Origin of the sequence: Cohnella faecalis, assembly GCF_003570905.1 — a bacterium.
GTDB lineage: Bacteria > Bacillota > Bacilli > Paenibacillales > Paenibacillaceae > Cohnella > Cohnella faecalis.
Map to the genome: position 1 here is coordinate 1,361,325 of NZ_QXJM01000039.1, position 18,147 is coordinate 1,379,471.

General features: G+C 55.8%; 12 protein-coding genes, 2 pseudogenes and 1 riboswitch. Of the genes and pseudogenes, 7 read left to right on the plus strand and 7 right to left on the minus strand.

The features are described 5' to 3' along the window. Window positions 1–7: 7 nt before the first annotated feature. Window positions 8–1,726, minus strand: coding sequence for a CPBP family glutamic-type intramembrane protease (locus D3H35_RS19375; RefSeq protein WP_119150827.1), 1,719 nt, complete (start codon window positions 1,724–1,726; stop codon window positions 8–10). A 154-nt stretch (window positions 1,727–1,880) separates the two neighbouring features. Between D3H35_RS19375 and D3H35_RS19380 the strand changes: the two are divergent. Together D3H35_RS19380 and D3H35_RS19385 are read left to right on the plus strand one after the other, a co-directional pair. Beyond that, a pseudogene (locus D3H35_RS19380) lies at window positions 1,881–3,219 on the plus strand (TrkH family potassium uptake protein). Window positions 3,220–3,311: 92 nt separating this feature from the next. Continuing rightward, entirely contained in the window at window positions 3,312–4,253 is a 942-nt protein-coding gene (locus D3H35_RS19385; RefSeq protein WP_233568007.1) for a polysaccharide deacetylase family protein, read from the plus strand. 765 nt (window positions 4,254–5,018) lie between these two features. Here the strand turns inward: D3H35_RS19385 and D3H35_RS19390 are convergent. Together D3H35_RS19390 and D3H35_RS19400 are read right to left on the minus strand one after the other, a co-directional pair. Then, window positions 5,019–5,645, minus strand: a complete 627-nt coding sequence (locus tag D3H35_RS19390) for a 3D domain-containing protein (protein ID WP_119150829.1) — start codon at window positions 5,643–5,645, stop codon at window positions 5,019–5,021. 6 nt (window positions 5,646–5,651) lie between these two features. After that, a riboswitch (cyclic di-AMP (ydaO/yuaA leader) is annotated at window positions 5,652–5,805 on the minus strand. Between the two features lie 72 nt (window positions 5,806–5,877). Beyond that, the gene (locus D3H35_RS19400) at window positions 5,878–6,798 is read right to left on the minus strand and encodes a LysR family transcriptional regulator (protein ID WP_119150831.1); all 921 of its coding nucleotides are present in this window, start codon (window positions 6,796–6,798) and stop codon (window positions 5,878–5,880) included. A 179-nt stretch (window positions 6,799–6,977) separates the two neighbouring features. Between D3H35_RS19400 and D3H35_RS19405 the strand changes: the two genes are divergently transcribed. The 3 genes from D3H35_RS19405 to sdhB are packed head-to-tail and all read left to right on the plus strand — an operon-like array spanning window position 6,978 to window position 10,192. Beyond that, window positions 6,978–7,649, plus strand: coding sequence for a succinate dehydrogenase cytochrome b558 subunit (locus D3H35_RS19405; protein ID WP_119150832.1), 672 nt, complete (start codon window positions 6,978–6,980; stop codon window positions 7,647–7,649). A 14-nt stretch (window positions 7,650–7,663) separates the two neighbouring features. After that, the gene (gene sdhA, locus D3H35_RS19410; protein ID WP_119150833.1) at window positions 7,664–9,421 is read left to right on the plus strand and encodes a succinate dehydrogenase flavoprotein subunit; all 1,758 of its coding nucleotides are present in this window, start codon (window positions 7,664–7,666) and stop codon (window positions 9,419–9,421) included. A gap of 3 nt (window positions 9,422–9,424) precedes the next feature. Beyond that, window positions 9,425–10,192, plus strand: coding sequence for a succinate dehydrogenase iron-sulfur subunit (gene sdhB, locus D3H35_RS19415; protein WP_119150834.1), 768 nt, complete (start codon window positions 9,425–9,427; stop codon window positions 10,190–10,192). 91 nt (window positions 10,193–10,283) lie between these two features. Here the strand turns inward: sdhB and D3H35_RS19420 are convergent, their stop codons facing one another. The 4 genes and pseudogenes from D3H35_RS19420 to D3H35_RS19435 form a co-directional block, all read right to left on the minus strand. Further along, window positions 10,284–11,435: a TolB family protein gene (locus D3H35_RS19420; RefSeq protein WP_119150835.1), complete on the minus strand. Its 1,152-nt coding sequence runs from the start codon at window positions 11,433–11,435 to the stop codon at window positions 10,284–10,286. Then, entirely contained in the window at window positions 11,432–12,913 is a 1,482-nt protein-coding gene (locus tag D3H35_RS19425) for a sensor histidine kinase (RefSeq protein ID WP_119150836.1), read from the minus strand. Before D3H35_RS19425 ends, D3H35_RS19420 begins: the two co-directional genes overlap by 4 nt. After that, window positions 12,910–13,592: pseudogene (locus D3H35_RS19430) on the minus strand (response regulator transcription factor). Before D3H35_RS19430 ends, D3H35_RS19425 begins: the two are co-directional and overlap by 4 nt. A gap of 54 nt (window positions 13,593–13,646) precedes the next feature. Further along, window positions 13,647–14,603 carry a M15 family metallopeptidase gene (locus D3H35_RS19435; RefSeq protein ID WP_119150837.1) on the minus strand — a complete coding sequence of 319 codons (957 nt, stop codon included), beginning with the start codon at window positions 14,601–14,603 and terminating at the stop codon, window positions 13,647–13,649. A gap of 687 nt (window positions 14,604–15,290) precedes the next feature. Here D3H35_RS19435 and D3H35_RS19440 point away from each other — a divergent pair. Together D3H35_RS19440 and D3H35_RS19445 are read left to right on the plus strand one after the other, a co-directional pair. Continuing rightward, entirely contained in the window at window positions 15,291–17,270 is a 1,980-nt protein-coding gene (locus tag D3H35_RS19440; protein WP_158594192.1) for a methyl-accepting chemotaxis protein, read from the plus strand. 145 nt (window positions 17,271–17,415) lie between these two features. After that, window positions 17,416–18,114: a sensor domain-containing protein gene (locus tag D3H35_RS19445; protein WP_119150839.1), complete on the plus strand. Its 699-nt coding sequence runs from the start codon at window positions 17,416–17,418 to the stop codon at window positions 18,112–18,114. The last annotated feature ends 33 nt before the right edge of the window (window positions 18,115–18,147 follow it).

An 18,147-nucleotide genomic window follows, 5' to 3' on the forward strand; every position in this document is an offset into this window, starting at 1 on the left:
TCCTCCGCTATACCGTGGAAAGCGGCGATCCGTTCCTCCGCCGGAACGTCCGATGAAGCGCCCAGATCGCAATGCCCACTAAAGCCGGCATAACGATGCTGAACATGCCTGCCCAAAGATCGCCCGGCAGTCCGTCGAATATCATTTGGACGCCCATTAATATCGAGTCCAGCGTAACGTGCGCGAAAATAACGGTCATGAGTCCGAAGCGAAGCATGAACCAACCGAACAGCAAGCTGAGCAGCACCAGCTCGATGACCCGGGTATAGAACGGATAAATCGTGTATCCGACATGCCCGAGCGCCCACACGAGCCCCGGGGGAAGGATGGCAGCCGTCGTCAGCAGCGCGACGGTCCGACTGGACGGCTCGCGACGAGTGATCGCTCTCGCGAGCCCGACGAACCATTTGCGGAACAAGGCGATTCCGAAAAAGCGGCTCTGGATTTCTTCCGAGATGCCCGCGCACCACGCGAGCAAAGGCAAAATCCATGGCAAGGTCATATTGTAGGTCGACTGCGACGGATCGCTCGAAGCGAACACATTCAGCGTTTTTTCCAATATGAGCAGAATGAGGGACTGCGCGCCGAGCAGCAGCACCGCGAGAGGGTACCCTTGCAGCATGCTGCGCAAGACGTCCGCGCCGTACCCGGCTTCGCGCCAACGCGGCCAGAGGCTTATCCCCATCGATTTCCACAGACCGTCTCCTCCGACCGCGGAGAAATAGGTCATTCCCGCCATGGCGAGGTAGATGACAATGGTTGTAACCACAAGGGGGATGACGTTGCCGGAGCTTGTGCCGCCGTCGGCCAGATCGGAAGCTCGCAGAGCAGGCATCATATTCAGCGTAATAACGACATAGATGACGAAAAAGACCGCGGACAAGAAGATCCCCCGTACGAACGACGTTTGGCTGCCGCAAATTCCGGCGTACACGATCGCTAACACGAACATGGCAAGCTCAGGCAGGATGAACGCGAAAAGAGACAATCGATTGGCGATGTTCTCTTGCTGCTTCATATAAGAAGCGAACGATTCCGGCACGTCTATTTTGTACAAGACCGAGCCTCCGCTCCAAGGAGGGAGCGAGGAATCGGTCAACCGATAATCGGACGGCATATGCACCGTCATTTTTAGCGTCGCTTCGCTCAGAGCGGCTTTGCGCGATTGGAAAGGAACGCCTCCATCCGAATCGATCTTTCCGGTCCATTCCCAATCCGTCGCTGGGACGCCCCAGAATTCCGCGTAAGCGGCCGCGTGTTTGGCGGTAGCCGCCGGTTCCTCATTGCCGAAATCGGCGGAAGGCGGCGTTCCTGTGTCTTTCCATCTGACGAGCTCCCCGGTGCCCATGTGAAGCAGAAGAACCAGCTTTTTGCCCGTCTCCGCCACTTGGATATCCGCACGGTACACCTCGATGGGGTATCGTTTTTCCCACTTCTTATCGAACTCCTCCATCAGGCCTTCCTTCGAAAAATAGCCGGAGGCCGGACCGTTCGATATATGCGTCAACGAAATATCCTCAATCTGATTCGCTTGGAGACCGAATTTGGAGGCGGCGATTTCCAGCGTCTTCGTCCGGGCTTCATCGCGGCTAAGCGTCGCGCGATTTTCCGTGGCGAACAAGTCACCGGACATAGGGAACACTTGAGTAATCAAAAAAACGATAAGTCCGATCGAGGCAACTATCAGCCACCTTTTGTCCATATCCAGCCATCCGCTTCGCGGCACTTCGATCTCTCCTCGGCATCAAATCACAGCAACGAACAATCTCTTTCTAAGGTTAGCATAGGTTCGGCGATAAACAAAAGAAAACTGTGATTGTGATGCATCGGGACATGCGGGTATAATGCAGAGGGCTACAGCAAAAACGAGGTGAACGCGCATGTGGAAATCCATCAGGTGGCTTACGAAATCGCCGCCGCGCATATTGGTGCTCGGCTTCGCAGCCATTATTTTGATCGGCACTTATTTGCTTATGCTTCCCATATCCGCAGCATCCGGTCAATCCACTCCTTTATCGATGCGCTGTTCACCGCGACGTCTGCAACTTGCGTGACGGGGCTTGTCGTTGTGGATACGGGCACGTACTACTCGGTATTCGGTCAATGGATCGTCTTGGCACTTATCCAAATCGGCGGCCTCGGCTTCATGACGATGGGGACGCTGTTCGCATTGTTCCTCAAGCGGCGTATATCGCTGAGCGAGCGGCTTGTTTTGCAGGAGGCGTTGAATCAATCCAGCATTGAAGGAATCGTGCGGCTCGTTCGCAAAGTGGTCATATACACGTTCGCTATCGAAGCTTTCGGGGCAGCGGCGTTCACGCTTCGTTTTTTGTCGGACATGAGCGCGGGACAGGCTTTGTACTTTGGAATATTTCATTCCGTCTCTTTCTTCAATAATGCGGGCTTCGATATTATGGGCGATTTTCGCAGCTTAACCGAATACGTAGGCGATCCTGCGGTTAATCTGACGGCGATGCTGATGATCGTGCTGGGAGGAATCGGGTTTGTCGTGCTGGCGGACCTGGCGGAATATCGCCTCAATCGGCGGCTGTCGCTTCATTCCAAGGTTGTCCTTGTGATGACGGCCTCATTAATTACGGTCGGAACGCTGGTCCTCTTTTTTTTCGAATACACGAATGCGCGAACGATGGGGCCTCTTCCATTCGGCGAAAAGCTGCTCGCGGCTTTGTTCCAGTCCGTGTCTCCGAGAACGGCGGGGGTCAATTCAGTCGATATAGCCTCGTTGCGTCAGGCCAGCCAATTTTTCATAATTCTGCTCATGTTTATTGGGGCTTCGCCCGGATCGACCGGGGGCGGAATTAAGACGACGACGTTCGCCGCCCTGATCGGCGCGGTCATCTCCATGATTCGGGGCAAAGAGGACGTCGTCATGTTCCGCTATAGGCTGAACAAGGAACGAGTGTACAAAGCTCTGACGGTCACGCTGTTCGCGCTGGCGCTCGTTACGATTGCCACGATGATTTTGGCTACGACGGAAGACCATCATTTCCTTATGATTCTATTCGAAGTGACGTCCGCTTTCGGTACGGTCGGATTAACGATGGGTCTGACGACACAGCTTACGCTCGCCGGAAAAATTGTCATCATTCTGATGATGTTTCTAGGAAGGCTCGGGCCCTCACATTATCGTACGCCATAGCGCCGAAACCGGGAAAGCCGCTCTACAGATACGCGGAAGGGAAGATTATTATCGGGTAGCCCGAATTCGAAAAACGACCGTATGAAAAGGTTCCCATTCGTTCACGATAAGATGAGCGCGTGAAGATGGCGAAGAGGGTGGCGATACATAGGTGCATCTAATCGGTCGAATGTCGCTTCTCGTCTTCGGTCTGGCTTTATTGTGGAGCATGGGAGAGGTCCCGGCCGCGCTTGCGGAGGCGCACACGGTATCGACAGCCCGGGCGGATAACTTGAAGGAGCTAATGAAGAATGGAAGCCAAGTAAAGCCTTCTTCCCGACATCCCGCCGGAGGACATTGGCAAGAGCTGCAACGGCGCTATCGAGGGGTGTTCGTGCTGTACGCGTCGCGAGGCAGTCGTCAGGTGGCACTCACTTTCGACGATGTGCCGGACCCGCGGTTTACGCCGCAAATTTTGGACGTATTGAAAAGGAAGAACGTGAAGGCGACCTTTTTTGTCGTCGGGAAACGGGCTTCCAAGCATCCCGATTTAGTAACGAGGATGCAGCGCGAAGGCCATGCTATAGGAAATCACTCTTATAACCACCCGGATTTTTCGAAGCTGACGCTGTCCGAGATGCAGGGGCAAATACGCCGCTCCCAAAATATAATCGAGGGAATCGTCGGTTACGAGCCCAGGCTGATTCGACCGCCTTACGGCGAGATTAACGCGGAGCAGCTGCAGTGGGCGAAGGAGAACGGCTATACCGTCGTCAATTGGGATGTGGACTCGTCGGATTGGCGTCAATTGCCCGCCGAGCGTATTTTCCGGAATGTTACCCGTTCCGTGAAGCCGGGCTCCATCGTTCTTATGCATGCCGGAGGCGGAGAAGGGCAGAGCTTGGCGGGGACCGTTGCGGCGCTGCCCCGCATTATCGATTGGCTGCGGGCCAACGGCTACCAAGCGGTTACGCTGCCCGAGCTTCTGAAAGTGCCGGAGAAGCGGGAAGCCAACGTTTCGGAGAGGACGCATGTACCGAAGGTTCCGCAGACGGCGGAGGAAATGCCGGGGACGTCGGATGAGATTCCGGGAGTGCTGCTGCCGCAACGATAAGCGCGCAACAAAGGCAGTCTCAGCCCACTTGCGAGATCGGACGCGAATTCCGCCGAAAGAGTGGTATCACGTCCCACTGTAGGGTGAACGGACGCGCTTTCCGCCGAAAGTGTGGCATCACGTCCCACTGTTAGGCGAACGGACGCGCTTTCCGCCGAAAGAGTGGCATCACGTCCCACTGTAGGGTGAACGGACGCGCTTTCCGCCGAAAGAGTGGTATCACGTCCCACTGTTAGGCGAACGGACGCGAATTCCGCCGAAAGTGTGGTATCACGTCCCACTGCTGGGTGAACGGACACGCGTACCACCGAAAGAGTGGTATCACGTCCCACTGTTAGGTGAACGGACGCGCTTTCCGCCGAAAGTGTGGTATCACGTCCCATTGTAGGGTGAACGGACGCGAATTCCGCCGAAAGAGTGGTATCACGTCCCATTGTAGGGTGAACGGACGCGAATTCCGCCGAAAGAGTGGTATCACGTCCCACTGTTAGGCGAACGGACGCGCTTTCCGCCGAAAGAGTGGTATCACGTCCCATTGTAGGGTGAACGGACGCGCTTTCCGCCGTAAGTGTGGCATCACGTCCCATTGTAGGGTGAGCGGACGCGCTTTCCGCCGTAAGTGTGGCATCACGTCCCATTGTAGGGTGAGCGGACGCGCTTTCCACCGAAAGAGTGGTATCACGTCCCATTGTAGGGTGAACGGACAAATAGGGCTATCCCTTCGGTCTATACAGACCTCGGGACAGCCCCACTGTCCTGTCGATGTTATTTCAGAACGTATACTTTCACGTTCTGGATGCCGAACCCGGAGACGAAGCTGCGGGAGCCCGGAATGAAGATGTCGATGCGGTTTCCTTTGATGGCGCTGCCCGCGTCCTTAGCCGTTCCGACCAAGCCGCCGACAGGCAAACCGTTAAAATCGTAGCCCGTCACATAAAGCTTCGTACCGAGCGGAATAACTTTCGGATCGACGGCGATCGTACCGAGCTCCAGCGCATCTCCGAAGTAGTCGACGCCGCCCCATTTGCCGTTCTCTTCCGCCGCCGCGGAATAAGCGGTCGCTTTGACGTCGATAACTTTGGAATAGCTGAGAGATTTGCCTGCCGCCGTCGTGACGGATTGCGCCGATACGGACGCATTGCTCTTCGCAGAGACCGTCGAAGGGATCGTCAGCTTCAATCCGGCGTAGATGTTAAGAGGATCGATTTTGGAATTGGCGCTCATGAGCGTCGTTAGCGGCACGCCGAATTTTTTGGAGAGCGACCAGAACGTATCGTTGTCGGTTGCCGTGTACGCCGTTGCGGCGTGCGCGGTAACGCTCGGCAGCAGCAGCGCTCCTCCGAGAACGAAAGCGGCGGTTTTCAAGCACGTCTTTTTCCAGGACAATATCATAGGTATTGCTCCTCCTCATACGGCCGGCGAGGTTAGCTGTCGGATTCGGGTATGGAGTCGACCCTGCGCAGCCCGAAGGCTTGCGATTCACCCCAAGCGCGGATAAACCGCGCGATTAGAACGTTCCCCCGCACCATTACGGTTTTGGCCTTGTTAGATTCGCCAAAAAGAATACCATACGAGCAAGGTTTGGGGATACCGGTAAGTTCATCCAATAACACGCAAACCCTCGTCACGACGGGGTTTTCGGCTCTCGCGACACACGGGTGAACATCGCCGTCGTTTCCTCGATCAAGTACCGCACGGAAGGAGCGAACCATGCCAAATCTCCGTGAATGAGGGAGATCGTTCGTTTCGTTCTTTCGAGGCCGCGCACGTTGACGACGTAAAGATCGTTGTCTTCGAGCAGCTGGGGCCTGATATACGACTTCGGCAGCAAGGTTCCGGCCCGACTGGCGGCCAGAAGCCTGACGATCGCCTCGAACGAATCGATTTCCATTCGGATGTCGGGCTTCACGCCGTTCCTCCGAAACAAATCGTCCGTTAACGTTCGATACCAAGTGCCGGGAGTGAACAGAATCATTGGCAATTCGTTCAAGTCGGCCATTTCCCAGTGCGTTCTTTCCAAAATATAATGTGCGCGGGGCAGAACGAGCATGAGATGGTCAGCGAATAAGGGAACGCTAGTAATGGAAGGATCGTCTTCCACGGTCGAGCCGACCAATCCGAAATCGATTTTCCTTTCCTTGACGAGCGAGGCGATTTCGTGAGATTTGCCCGTTATCGCTTTGATTTCGAGTTCGGGATGCTTGGCGGTCATGGCGGTTATGAGCCATGGCAGCGTCGTCTGGAGAGTGGTCAAGCTGGCACCGATCGTGACGGCTACCGCTTCATTGGATTTGAACGCGTTCAGCTTCTGCAAATACGAGCCGTGAAACCGGCGAAGCTCCAACGCGAATTCGTAAGTAAGCTGTCCGGCCGCCGTCAGCTCAAGCCTTTTGCCGATGCGGCGAAACAGCTCGACTCCGAGCTCGGCCTCCAGTCTGGAGATCCGCCGGGACAGCGCGGGCTGCGACAGATTGAGGCGTTCGGCCGCTTTGTTGAGGCTCGTATGCTCGACAACCGTCGCGAATATTCTCATATCCTCAAGCATGATGGGATGACGCCCTCTCTATATGCACAATAGTTATAACAAATTATGATTAAGTTGCAGTTCCATTATAAGCGAAAATAGAGTAACCTTAAAAGCGGTGACAAACCGGTGAACAGACAATGTTTGGTTATTTGTCGCGCCGGCAATCGTTCGGACGCGAAAGGAGATCGCACAACGACATGAGTGGAAATTCGTTTTTTGCCCGCAAGCTTCATTCGCTTCTCGGAGTCATTCCGTTGGGGCTGTTTTTTGTTGAGCATGCCTTGACGAATTACTCTGCCTACGAGCACGGCAAGGATGGTTTCGTCGACAGCGTGAACAAGCTCCATGAGATGCCTCTTATCTTCTTCTTGGAAATGTTCATTATTTGGCTGCCGATTCTGTTCCACGGCGTGTACGGCCTGTACTTGGCTTTCACGTCCAATCTGAACGTCGGCCGTTTCAATTACGGACGGAACTGGGCGTTCGCTTTGCAGCGGATTACCGGGATCATTACGTTCATCTTTGTCTTCTGGCACGTCTGGCAGACGCGGGTGCAAGTAACTCTCGGCAATACGACGTACGACCAACTCGGCGAGCACATGCATGACATCGTGAATCAGCCGGTTTATTTCGCTATTTATTTTATCGCGGTACTCGCGGCGGTCTTCCATTTCTCCAACGGCCTGTGGGCGTTCCTCGTCAGCTGGGGCATTACGGTCGGACCGCGAGCGCAACGGATTTCGTCGAACATCTGCATGGGCATCTTCGTGATCGTAGCGACGCTGTTCATCTTGTCCTTGTTCGCGTTCCGGAGCGACGAATTCGCATCGGCGGCGGAATTGGCCGTTCGGTCGGTTACGCTCGGTTAAGGGGAGTATCTAACATGGCTAACAATAAAGTTATCGTCGTCGGCGGCGGACTGGCCGGCCTGATGGCGACGATAAAAGCGGCTGAGGCGGGAACGCGAGTCGATCTGTTCTCGCTCGTTCCGGTCAAACGGTCTCACTCCGTATGCGCTCAAGGCGGCATCAACGGAGCGGTTAACACGAAGGGCGAGGGCGACTCCACTTGGGAGCACTTCGACGATACGGTATACGGCGGAGATTTTCTTGCGAACCAACCGCCGGTAAAAGCGATGTGCGACGCGGCTCCCGGCATTATTCACTTGATGGACCGGATGGGCGTCATGTTCAACCGGACTCCGGAAGGCTTGCTCGACTTCCGCCGCTTCGGCGGCACGAAGTATCACCGCACGGCGTTCGCCGGAGCGACGACGGGCCAACAGCTTCTATACGCGTTGGACGAGCAGGTTCGCAGATGGGAAGCGGCGGGTCTTGTCCAGAAGTTCGAGCACTGGGAATTCACTTCGGTCGTCCTTGACGACGACAATGTGTGCCGCGGCATTACCGCGCAAGATCTTCGCACGATGGAGATGAACACGTTCAAAGCCGATGCGGTTATTCTGGCATCCGGCGGACCCGGCATCATCTTCGGCAAAACGACGAACTCCGTTATCAATACAGGTACGGCAGCGAGCGCTGTATACCAACAAGGCGTCTACTATGCGAACGGCGAGTTCATCCAGATCCATCCGACGGCGATTCCGGGCGACGACAAGCTGCGTCTCATGAGCGAATCGGCTCGCGGCGAAGGCGGGCGGATTTGGACCTACAAGGACGGCAAGCCATGGTACTTCCTGGAGGAAAAATACCCGGCTTACGGAAACCTCGTGCCGCGCGATATCGCAACGAGGGAAATTTTCCACGTTTGCGTCGACGAGAAGCTCGGCGTGAACGGCGAGAACATGGTTTATCTCGATCTCTCGCACAAAGACCCGAAAGAGCTGGACGTCAAGCTGGGCGGCATTATCGAAATTTACGAGAAATTCATGGGCGACGACCCGCGTAAAATTCCGATGAAAATTTTCCCGGCGGTTCACTATTCGATGGGCGGCATGTGGGTCGATTTCAACCAGATGACGAACATTCCCGGCCTGTTCGCTTGCGGCGAATGCGAATACCAATATCACGGCGCGAACCGTCTCGGAGCGAACTCGCTCTTGTCCGCGATCTACGGCGGCATGGTCACCGGGCCGAAAGCGATCGAATATATCAAAGGACTCAAAAAGTCGGCCGAAGACGTCAGCGAATCGGTATTCTCTCGCGAGGCTTCCAAGCAGACGGCGAAATACGAGTCCATCCTGAAAATGGACGGCACGGAAAACGCGTACGTCATTCACAAAGAGCTTGGAGAGTGGATGACGAACAACATGACCGTCGTTCGTTACAACGACAAGCTTCAGCAGACGATCGACAAGATCAAGGAACTGAAGCAGCGCTACACGAAGATCAACATCAACGATACAGCTCGCTGGAACAACGCGGGCGTCGCATTCACGCGCCAGCTTTGGAACATGCTGCAGCTGTCGGAAGCGATGACGCTGGGCGCGCTTATGCGCGACGAGAGCCGCGGCGCGCATTACAAGCCGGAATTTACGGAGCGCAACGACGAGAAGTACCTCAAGACGACCAAAGCGAAGTGGACCCCGGAAGGCCCGCAAATTTCTTACGAAGACGTGGACGTTTCCCTGATCAAGCCGCGTATTCGCGACTACTCCACGGATAAGAAGAAGGAGGGTTAAGCCATGGCGGACACGGCAACGAAACAACGCACGGTCAAGTTTATTATTACGCGCCGGGAAAAGCCCGACGCCGCTCCTTTTACCGAAGAATTCGATATTCCTTACCGTCCTAACATGAACGTTATTAGCGCGCTCATGGAAATTCAGCGCAACCCGGTCAAAGCGGACGGCGGCAAGACGTCTCCGGTCTGCTGGGAGTCGAACTGCCTGGAGGAAGTATGCGGAGCTTGCTCGATGGTCATTAACGGCAAGCCGCGCCAAGCTTGCTCCGCGCTCGTCGACAAGCTGGAGCAGCCGATCCGTCTCGAGCCGATGTCGACGTTCCCGGTCGTTCGCGACCTCGTCATCAATCGCGAGCGGATGTTCCAGGCGCTTAAGAAAGTAAAAGCGTGGATTCCGATCGACGGCACGTACGATCTCGGACCCGGACCCCGAATGGCGGAAGAGAAACGCCAATGGGCGTACGAGCTGTCCAAATGCATGACTTGCGGCGTCTGCCTCGAAGCATGCCCGAACGTCAACGACCGTTCCTCTTTCATCGGACCGGCTCCGCTCTCGCAGGTTCGCTTGTTCAACGCTCACCCTACGGGCGAGATGAACGCGGGAGAGCGTCTGGATACGATCATGCAGGACGACAGCGGCATCGAAGGCTGCGGCAACTCGCAGAACTGCGTGCGCTCTTGCCCGAAAGGCATTCCGCTCACGACATCGATCGCGGCGCTTAACAAAGATACGACCAAGCATATGTTCAAGAAATGGCTTGGCATGTAAGATGCAATGACAAAAGGGTTGTCCCGCGCGGTTCATTATCGAACCGTGCGAGGACAACCCTTTTGTTCGTTTCCTGCTGCTATAGCTTGCCTCAAGCCTGCTGCTTCACAGCCACCAAGTAAGTAACGAATCGGTTGACTCCTCTGTTCTCGTCCGGAACTGTCGTCGAAATGAGCAGACGATCTCCGGAAGGGCTGAAGCGAAGCGGATCGGAAATGAACTTGACGTCGACTTGCAGCTCGGAAGAGGAGCCCGCAGCGACGTCCGCGAGATAGACGCCTCGCGCCGTCCCATTCTCCGTTAGGCCGGAGTAAGCGATCCGGCTGCCGTCGGGCGACCAGGCTACACCGTAGATTTGGAAGTCCTGGGCGAGCGTTTGCAGTACGTTTCCTTTAACGTCCGTGACGACTAGCTCCATCGCTCCGCTTTTGACGCGCCGCACGACGGCAAGCTGGGAGCCGTCAGGGGAAGGCGTCATCCAGACGACGTTTTTCAGCAAGGCGACGGCTGTATTCTCCGAACGAAAATCGTGTACGAGGAGCAAGCCGCTGCCATTGCTAAAATAGAGCCGATTGCCGATATAGGCGAGATTGTTCAGAAACGGGCTTCTCGTCTGGAGCAGCAGCTTGCTGTCGAGGGCTCCGTCATGATCGACGGAGACTTCGTTGACCGCGCCGGTTAATTCCGAGTACAGAAGGGAATCGTTGTCGACCCAAAGGCCGTTTTGCAGTTCCATGGCATCGGCGCCGGTGAACGATCTCGATTGCGAAGTCGCCATGTCTAGAATATATCCTTTTCCCGTATTGCTCTGAAGATCGAAGGTTTTGTAGAACAAATAGGCGCGGTTGGGGCTTAACAGGGCGTAGCCCTGATTATCGTTCGAGCCCCCGCCGATCAACGGAGTTTCCTTGCCGCTGTCCAGCGTGCGGACGTACAGCTTGCTCGGATACCATGTCGTGCCTTCCGCCGGAACGGGGGAGACGTCCTTGTTCTCTCTGCTGACGATGATTGCCTCGTCGCTTAGCCAATCCGTCCCCCGGACATCGTCGATTCGGACGATCGCGCTTGCGGGCGTCTGCTCGTAGGACAGGCTCTCCGGATTATCGAGCACCGTAATATCGTTTCCGACTTCTTGGACGACCTCGCGGCCGGCGTCTTGCCCGCGAGCGGCGCATCCGCTTCCGAGAGCGACAACGGCTGTCAATGCGGACAGAACGGCCAAGCTCTTCATTTTTCGGTTCATACGCTTTCCCCCGATTCCGTATACAGTGGAAAAATGACCCGGAACACGGTTCCGGTCTTCGATTCAAGCCATTCGATCGTTCCGCCGTGCCTCTCGACGAGAACTTTGACAAGAGAGAGGCCGAGCCCGGTTCCTCCGGTCAGTCTGGAGCGGTCCTTGTTGACCGTGTAGAAGGGCTCGAATAGATGCGCGCGAGCTTCTTCGGGTATTCCGATGCCCGTATCCTTCACTTCGACGACGACCCGGCGGTCTTCCACCGTGCCCGTAACGATCGCTTGACCGCCAGGCACGTTATATTTGATCGCGTTATCGAGCAGATTGATAAAAATGTGATTCAAGCTTTCGCGATCCGCCCATATGTGAGCCGGAGCAAGCTTTTCCTCAATTTTTACTTGAAATCGGTTCGCCTTCGCTTTCATTCGATCGATAATGGCGAGCAATTCTTCCCTGATTTCGAGCTCTTGCGCATGGAATTCAAAATCGTATTTTTCAAGGGAGGCCAACCGCAGCACCTTTTCAACCATTTCGTAAAGCCGTTCCGTTTCGCGTCCGATTCGCATGACGGCGTCGGTCTGCATGTCACGGTCGTCCGGGTACATTTCCATCAGCTCGACATAAGCCTTGATCGAGGTTAGCGGCGTTTTGAATTCGTGGCTGAAATTGCCGATGAACTGCCTCTGCGCGGCTCCAAGCTGTTCAAGCTTGGCTAGCGCCCGGCGGAGCTTGTTTTCCTCGGCTTTCATCGCCTCCATGCTGCGGCGGATTTCCAAGCCCATGTACGTTATTCCTTGGCCGAGCTTCCCGAGCTCGTCCCGCCTTCGCAGCAGCCGGGATTCCGGGTACTCTCCTTCCCGTATGCGGTCAACCGCGCGGTTAAGCTTGGCAATGGAGGTGGCGGATCGCTTGAAATAGACGTAACCGAGCGCAAAGCTGACGGCGAGTACGGCCGCTCCCGCCGCCACGAATAAACCGGCGATCGTTCGATGAAAGAGACGATCGCCGGCCGTCGAATATTCGAACTGCAGGACGCCCATTTGGCTGTCGGGACCTTGAAGCGGGGCCAAGTAGAAGATGGATTCCCCTTGCGCCTGATAAGCGATTTTCCCTTTTAGAGCATAACGGAGCGAGCCGTCGATTGCTTCGCTGGAGCTCTGCGGTAACGAGTCGCCGGCTTTTTTGCCGTTCATGTCGTAAAGAACGACGTGAAGATCGGAGTAAAGCGCAAGATCGAGCGCCAGCTGCTGGCCGCGATTGCGGATGAACCGCTGGGGATCGTTCGAGCCCGTTGTCAAATACGCCTGCTTCACGCTTATGTTGGCCGTTTTTGTTTTGGTCAGAAGCTCCTGCTCCATGCTGTCCCGCTGATGATTGCTTATTCCGTTCAGTACGAGAATGCTAAGGACGAGCACGGTCAGAAAGAGAAGGGCGGCGAGGAAGAGGCTGTTCTTGAGCTTAATGCTTACGCCGACGCCGTTCATTCGCCGGCACCGCTCGCTTTGTAGCCGACGCCGAAGACCGTCTGCAGCAGCCGACTCCCCGGCTTGCCCAGCTTTTTGCGCAGCCGCTGGATGTGGATGTCCACCGTACGAGTACCCGCGGCAAAATCGAAGCCCCAGATCAAGTCGAGCAGCTCGTCGCGCGTGTACACCCGTTCCGGATTGGAGAGCAGCAGCGCTAACAAATCGAACTCCTTGGGCGTCAGATCGATTGTATCGTCGTTCAGAAGCACGGTTCGGGAGGCGATCTGGATCGTTATCGGACCCAGGGCGAGCTTTTCCGGTTCGGCCGGGGCTTGTCCAGCCTGCGGAGCAGCGCTTTGACGCGGGCGATCAGCTCGCGAAGATCGAAAGGCTTCGTCATGTAATCGTCGGCTCCCATTTCGAGACCGACGATTTTGTCGATAATATCGTTCTTGACCGTTAACAAAATAATTCCCATATCTGCGCGATCTTCGAGCTTCCGACATACCTCGTAGCCGCTCATCTTGGGCATCATCACGTCAAGCACCATGACGTCCGGCCGGAAGCCGATAGCCCGGTTCAACGCATCCTCCCCGTTGTAGACGGTCTCCACCTCGTAGCCTTCTCTGCGGAACGCATAGGAGATAGGATCGGCGATGCCGGGCTCGTCGTCGGCCACCAAGATCCGTTTCGTAATATTCACTCGTGTGCACCTGCCTGCCTGACGAAAATGTCGTAATGAGGAATCCCCTTATTTTACGACGGATGCCTCCAAAGCATCAAAATATTGTTCGAGCGTTTGGCCGCTTGCCGTTATATCCTTCGCCGCTTCCTTCCCGATATACCGGATATGCCACGGTTCGTATTTGTAGCCGGTTATCTTCTCCTTACCCTTCGGATAGCGAATAATAAACCCGTATTCGGACGCGTGCGCCGCGAGCCACTTGCCTTCCTTCGTCTTGCCGAAGCTTTCCTCCAGCGCGTAGCCGACGGCGGCGCTGGAAACGTCGATGGCCAGTCCCGTCTGATGCTCGCTTTGTCCCGGATAGGCGCTCGTGCGATTGGCTTCCGCTTCTCCTTTCTTATCGGCGTTGGCCGTGAAAATCGCTTTTTGCGTGGCGTAGGAGCGATAGCCCGATACCCCTTTGAGCTCGATGCCAGCCTTTCCGGCCCCCGCGAACAGCTTTTCAAGCGCCTCTGCCGCTTGCCTACGCAGCTTTTTCTTGGGCGAGTCGCCGTCAAAAGAAAACGGAATGTCAGGCTGGACCAAATCCTTAGGCGCGTAAGAGGAGGAAAGGTTTCGTTTTTTGTTCACGAGAACGTATAAGCTGGAAGGGTTCGATATGACGGCGAGCCCGTTTTTTCGTTCGACCGTCAGACTGGGCAGGCTGTTCGCCGCCCAAGCCGGGATGGCGTTAGACGAGTTCTCGCCCTTGTTGCCTTGCGGATCGGTCTGCGGTTTCGGTTCTTTGGACGGTGTCTCGGAAGGCTGCTCGTCGGACGGATTTGCCGACGGACTTGCCGACGGATTGCCGGCGGGGTCGTCCGACGGGTAGGAAGCCGGGCTTTCATTCGGCTCTTCCGACGGATCGTCGACGGGAGCATCTGTCGGCGTATCGGAAGGCGTTTCGCCAGGCCCAATCGTCGAGCTCGGGATGCGGGAGTATGGCGGCTGCTGTCTCCCAGAGCATTTGTGGACAGTCCCCATACCGCTAATGCCGCCAAGACGGCTGCGAACGCTATCGTTTTTTTCATCTCTCTCACTACCTCCGGAATCTTTTCGATGCTCCTAGAGTAATAGAGAGATGTATCTATCGTTTCTCGACATGTATCCAACTTGTAAACAACGTTAAAATTCAGTAGTCACAATTCTCGCCGAAAGCCCGCCGTCCGAGCGAGTAGTGACGCAACTGGTCACAATTCCCGTCGAAAGCCCGCTGTCCGAGCGAGTAGTGACGCAACTGGTCACAATTCTCGCCGAAAGCCCGCCGTCCGAGCGAGTAGTGACGTGACTGGTCACAATTCCCGCCGAAAGCCCGCCGTCCGAGGGAGTTGTGACGCAAGTGGTCACAATTCTCGCCCGAAAGCCCGTCGACCGAGCGAGTAGTGACGCAACTGGTCACAATTCCCGCCGAAAGCCCGCCGTCCGAGCGAGCAGTGAAGTGCATGGTCACAACTCCGCAACGTTTCCTCCATCCGCGCGACTGTTTGCCAAACGCGCGCATTCTGATCAAAACCCGCCCCAGTCAAGATGCAAATTTTAAGATAAAATAGCGAATGTCATCGAAACTTGGGAGGAAAAAAGGGTCTTTTTGTCTAATGTTAGGAAGTGGAGGTTGAACGTTTAGACCTAGGTCCGCCTTGGCGGCCTTTTATATCGAGGGGGATGCGGAATTTGAACAGAAAGAGCCGATTTGGCGCGGGAAGCTTGCGTACTCAAGTGTTGCTGATGATGTTCGTCGTGCTAATGGTTCCGTTGGGGGTGTTGGGCGGAGTATATTATTCGACGCTGAGCTCCGACCTTCGGGATATCGAATGGTCTCATGCGTTGGAGATCGACAGCTCGGCGCACAAGCTGACGGAGCAACTGGGGGAACAGTTGTCCGCCAGCGTTATTACTAACGCCAAATGGGAGGACAACCGCGCCGCGGTAGAAGCCAAGGATACGAAATGGATCAAGGAAAACGTGGATGTCTCCAAGGGTATTATTCCGAACGTCCATTTTGTCGTGACGCTCGATAATGACGGGAATGTGCTCTCACAGGCGGGAGATCTTGAGGAATTTACGAAAAAAGTCGCTGTCGGCGAGTTATTTCCGGAGTTGAAGAAAAAACCGGATGTGTACGGAATGGTTCGAACGTCCAAGGGGCTCGCCGTCATCGCCGTATCCAGAATTACTAACGAAGAGAAGGATAAGCCGTCCCCCGGCTTGCTGCTATTCGGCCGAGTGATGGACGACGCGGCGCTTCAAGGAGTAAGCTCGCTTCTGAACGCCGGAGTGGCGATCCGTTCGAAGGACGGGCAGACGTTGGCAAGCGACGAAGCTCTGCCCGCTTATTTGGGCGAAAATGCGGCTCCGGCCGAGCCCGAATTCGATTCCGTAACGGTCAACGGCAAGCAATTCAGTCACGTGACTTCGCAATACGGACTCATGACGGGGGAAACGGCGTCGTTCATCGTCTCGGTTCCTGCGGAGGCGAGCTCCACCGTACGCACCGAGCTCATCCGGATGAGCGGCATTGCCGGAGCGTTGGCCGTCGTGCTGATAGGGTTGATCGCCGTCATGATCAGACGTCGGATCGTGCTGCCGCTCATTCGATTCAAGTTGTTTCTTGGCGGTGTTACAGAAGGAAAATTGAGCGATGAGCTGTCCGTGAAGGATACCCGAAGGACGGATGAAGTAGGCTCGATCGCCCGCTCTCTTCAGGAAATGACGGGCCAGCTTCGAACTATCGTATCCGGAATAAGATCGACAGCGTCGGTGACGGCAGAATCGGCCGAGGAATTGTCCGCTAATTCCGAGCAAGCGGCGTCCGGAGCCGACCAGATCGCGGATTCTATGCGAGAGCTGGCAGCCGGAGCCGATTCCCAGCGGGAAGGAATGAAGAGAGGCGCCGAAGTCACGATTCAGATTCGCGACGGCATCTGGACGATCGGAGATCGGACGACTTCGGTGGCAGCCGTCGCTGAGCAAGCGACCAAGCACGCGCAAGATGGCAACGAGACGGTGAAGCAAGCCGTCGAACAGATGGGAACGATCGCAAGGACGGTCGAGAGCTCCGTTCGGGACGCTCGCGAATTGCACGAGAAGTCCAAGAGCATTAGGGGCATGGCGGACGCGATCGCAGGAATAGCCTACAAGACGAACTTGCTTGCCCTTAACGCCAGCATAGAAGCGAGCCGAGCGGGAGAGCAAGGCAAGGGCTTCGCGGTCGTAGCGGGAGAGGTTCGTAAGCTGGCGCTTCAGTCGAACGAGACGGCGGCCGTTATTTCCTCGAAGGTGGAAGAAATTCGCGCCGTAATCGAAGCAGTGGCGAAGCGGATCGAAGAGGGGTTCGTCGAAGTTCAGAGCGGAACCGAGCTCGTACGCCAGGCGGGAGGCACGTTCCAAGATATCGTCGGAGGCATTGCCGACATGGAAGCGGAGCTGAGGGAAATCGCTTCGGCAGGACAAGAGATCGGCGCCAGGATCGAGGAGCTGGCCGCTCTCGTCGAAGAGACCGAGGCGATATCGGAAGCGAGTGCGGATCGTTCGCAGGAAGCGGCCGGCATAGCCGAATTCCAGTCGAATTCGGTGCGCGGCGTGGCTGACGCGATGGGATCGCTGACGCAGCGCATCGCGGAGCTTGAGCGTGCGGTCAATCGGTTCCGGTAGTAGAGCGGACAATCATTTTTGAAAGACAAACTAGACCAGAGGCCAGCATCAACCCCTTCGTAAGACGATTTCGTTCCGCTCTCCAAACGATTAAGATAGCATTATAGAATCGGTAAGAGCGATAGAACGAAGGAGTGAACGAGCGATGAAAAAGCGAAAAGCGCGTGCGGCATGGACGATGATGGTGACGTCGCTGCCGCGGGGAATTGCTGTGTTCGTCATAGCGATCGTCGGGGTTTGCGTCGGATTGCCGCTTGCCCCGTTCATAATAGGTTTACCGATATTGGCGGCGACGTTGAAGGCTTGCGAACGGCTGATGTCGGGAGAGCGCAAGCTGGCTGCGACGTGGGATAGAGGGGAAGCGCACGATCCGGAGCATTGGGAAGCTCAAGCGGCTCAAAGCAACGATTCCGAACGGGCAGCAACGGGATGGAGAAGCTGGATCGCTACGCTGGGCCGAGTGCAAAACTATCGCGGATTGCTGTTCGGCGTTGCCCAGCTGCCTGCGACAATCTCAGCTTTTACGCTGGCAATCGTCATTCCGGCGACCTTCGCGGGCATCGCTCTTACGCCGCTGGCGTATCTTGTGAGCGATCGCGTCTTTTCCTTCGAGCTGTTCGGAGACGATTGGCTGCTAAATCGGGTGTTTACGAATTTAACGCCCGAGAATTATTCGTACATCATCGGTGGAATCGGCCTTGTTCTTCTGCTCCTTACTCCCTATCTGATTCGTCGGCTCGGCCGCATGTACGCGGCATGGATCCGTTGGATCGCAGGCGAAGAGAAGGCGATCGACGTATCGGAGCCACACGGCTCGGCCGGCTTGGCTGAAAGCTATCAATAAGACATAAATAGATCGATTATCGCGATCTTAGGC

Coding starts and splice junctions, on each gene's coding strand:
- D3H35_RS19390 (WP_119150829.1), bottom strand. CDS start 5,645: ATGATATTGTCCTGGAAAAAGACGTGCTTGAAAACCGCCGCTTTCGTT.
- D3H35_RS19400 (WP_119150831.1), bottom strand. CDS start 6,798: ATGCTTGAGGATATGAGAATATTCGCGACGGTTGTCGAGCATACGAGC.
- D3H35_RS19405 (WP_119150832.1), top strand. CDS start 6,978: ATGAGTGGAAATTCGTTTTTTGCCCGCAAGCTTCATTCGCTTCTCGGA.
- sdhA (WP_119150833.1), top strand. CDS start 7,664: ATGGCTAACAATAAAGTTATCGTCGTCGGCGGCGGACTGGCCGGCCTG.
- sdhB (WP_119150834.1), top strand. CDS start 9,425: ATGGCGGACACGGCAACGAAACAACGCACGGTCAAGTTTATTATTACG.
- D3H35_RS19420 (WP_119150835.1), bottom strand. CDS start 11,435: ATGAACCGAAAAATGAAGAGCTTGGCCGTTCTGTCCGCATTGACAGCC.
- D3H35_RS19425 (WP_119150836.1), bottom strand. CDS start 12,913: ATGAACGGCGTCGGCGTAAGCATTAAGCTCAAGAACAGCCTCTTCCTC.
- D3H35_RS19435 (WP_119150837.1), bottom strand. CDS start 14,603: ATGGGGACTGTCCACAAATGCTCTGGGAGACAGCAGCCGCCATACTCC.
- D3H35_RS19445 (WP_119150839.1), top strand. CDS start 17,416: ATGAAAAAGCGAAAAGCGCGTGCGGCATGGACGATGATGGTGACGTCG.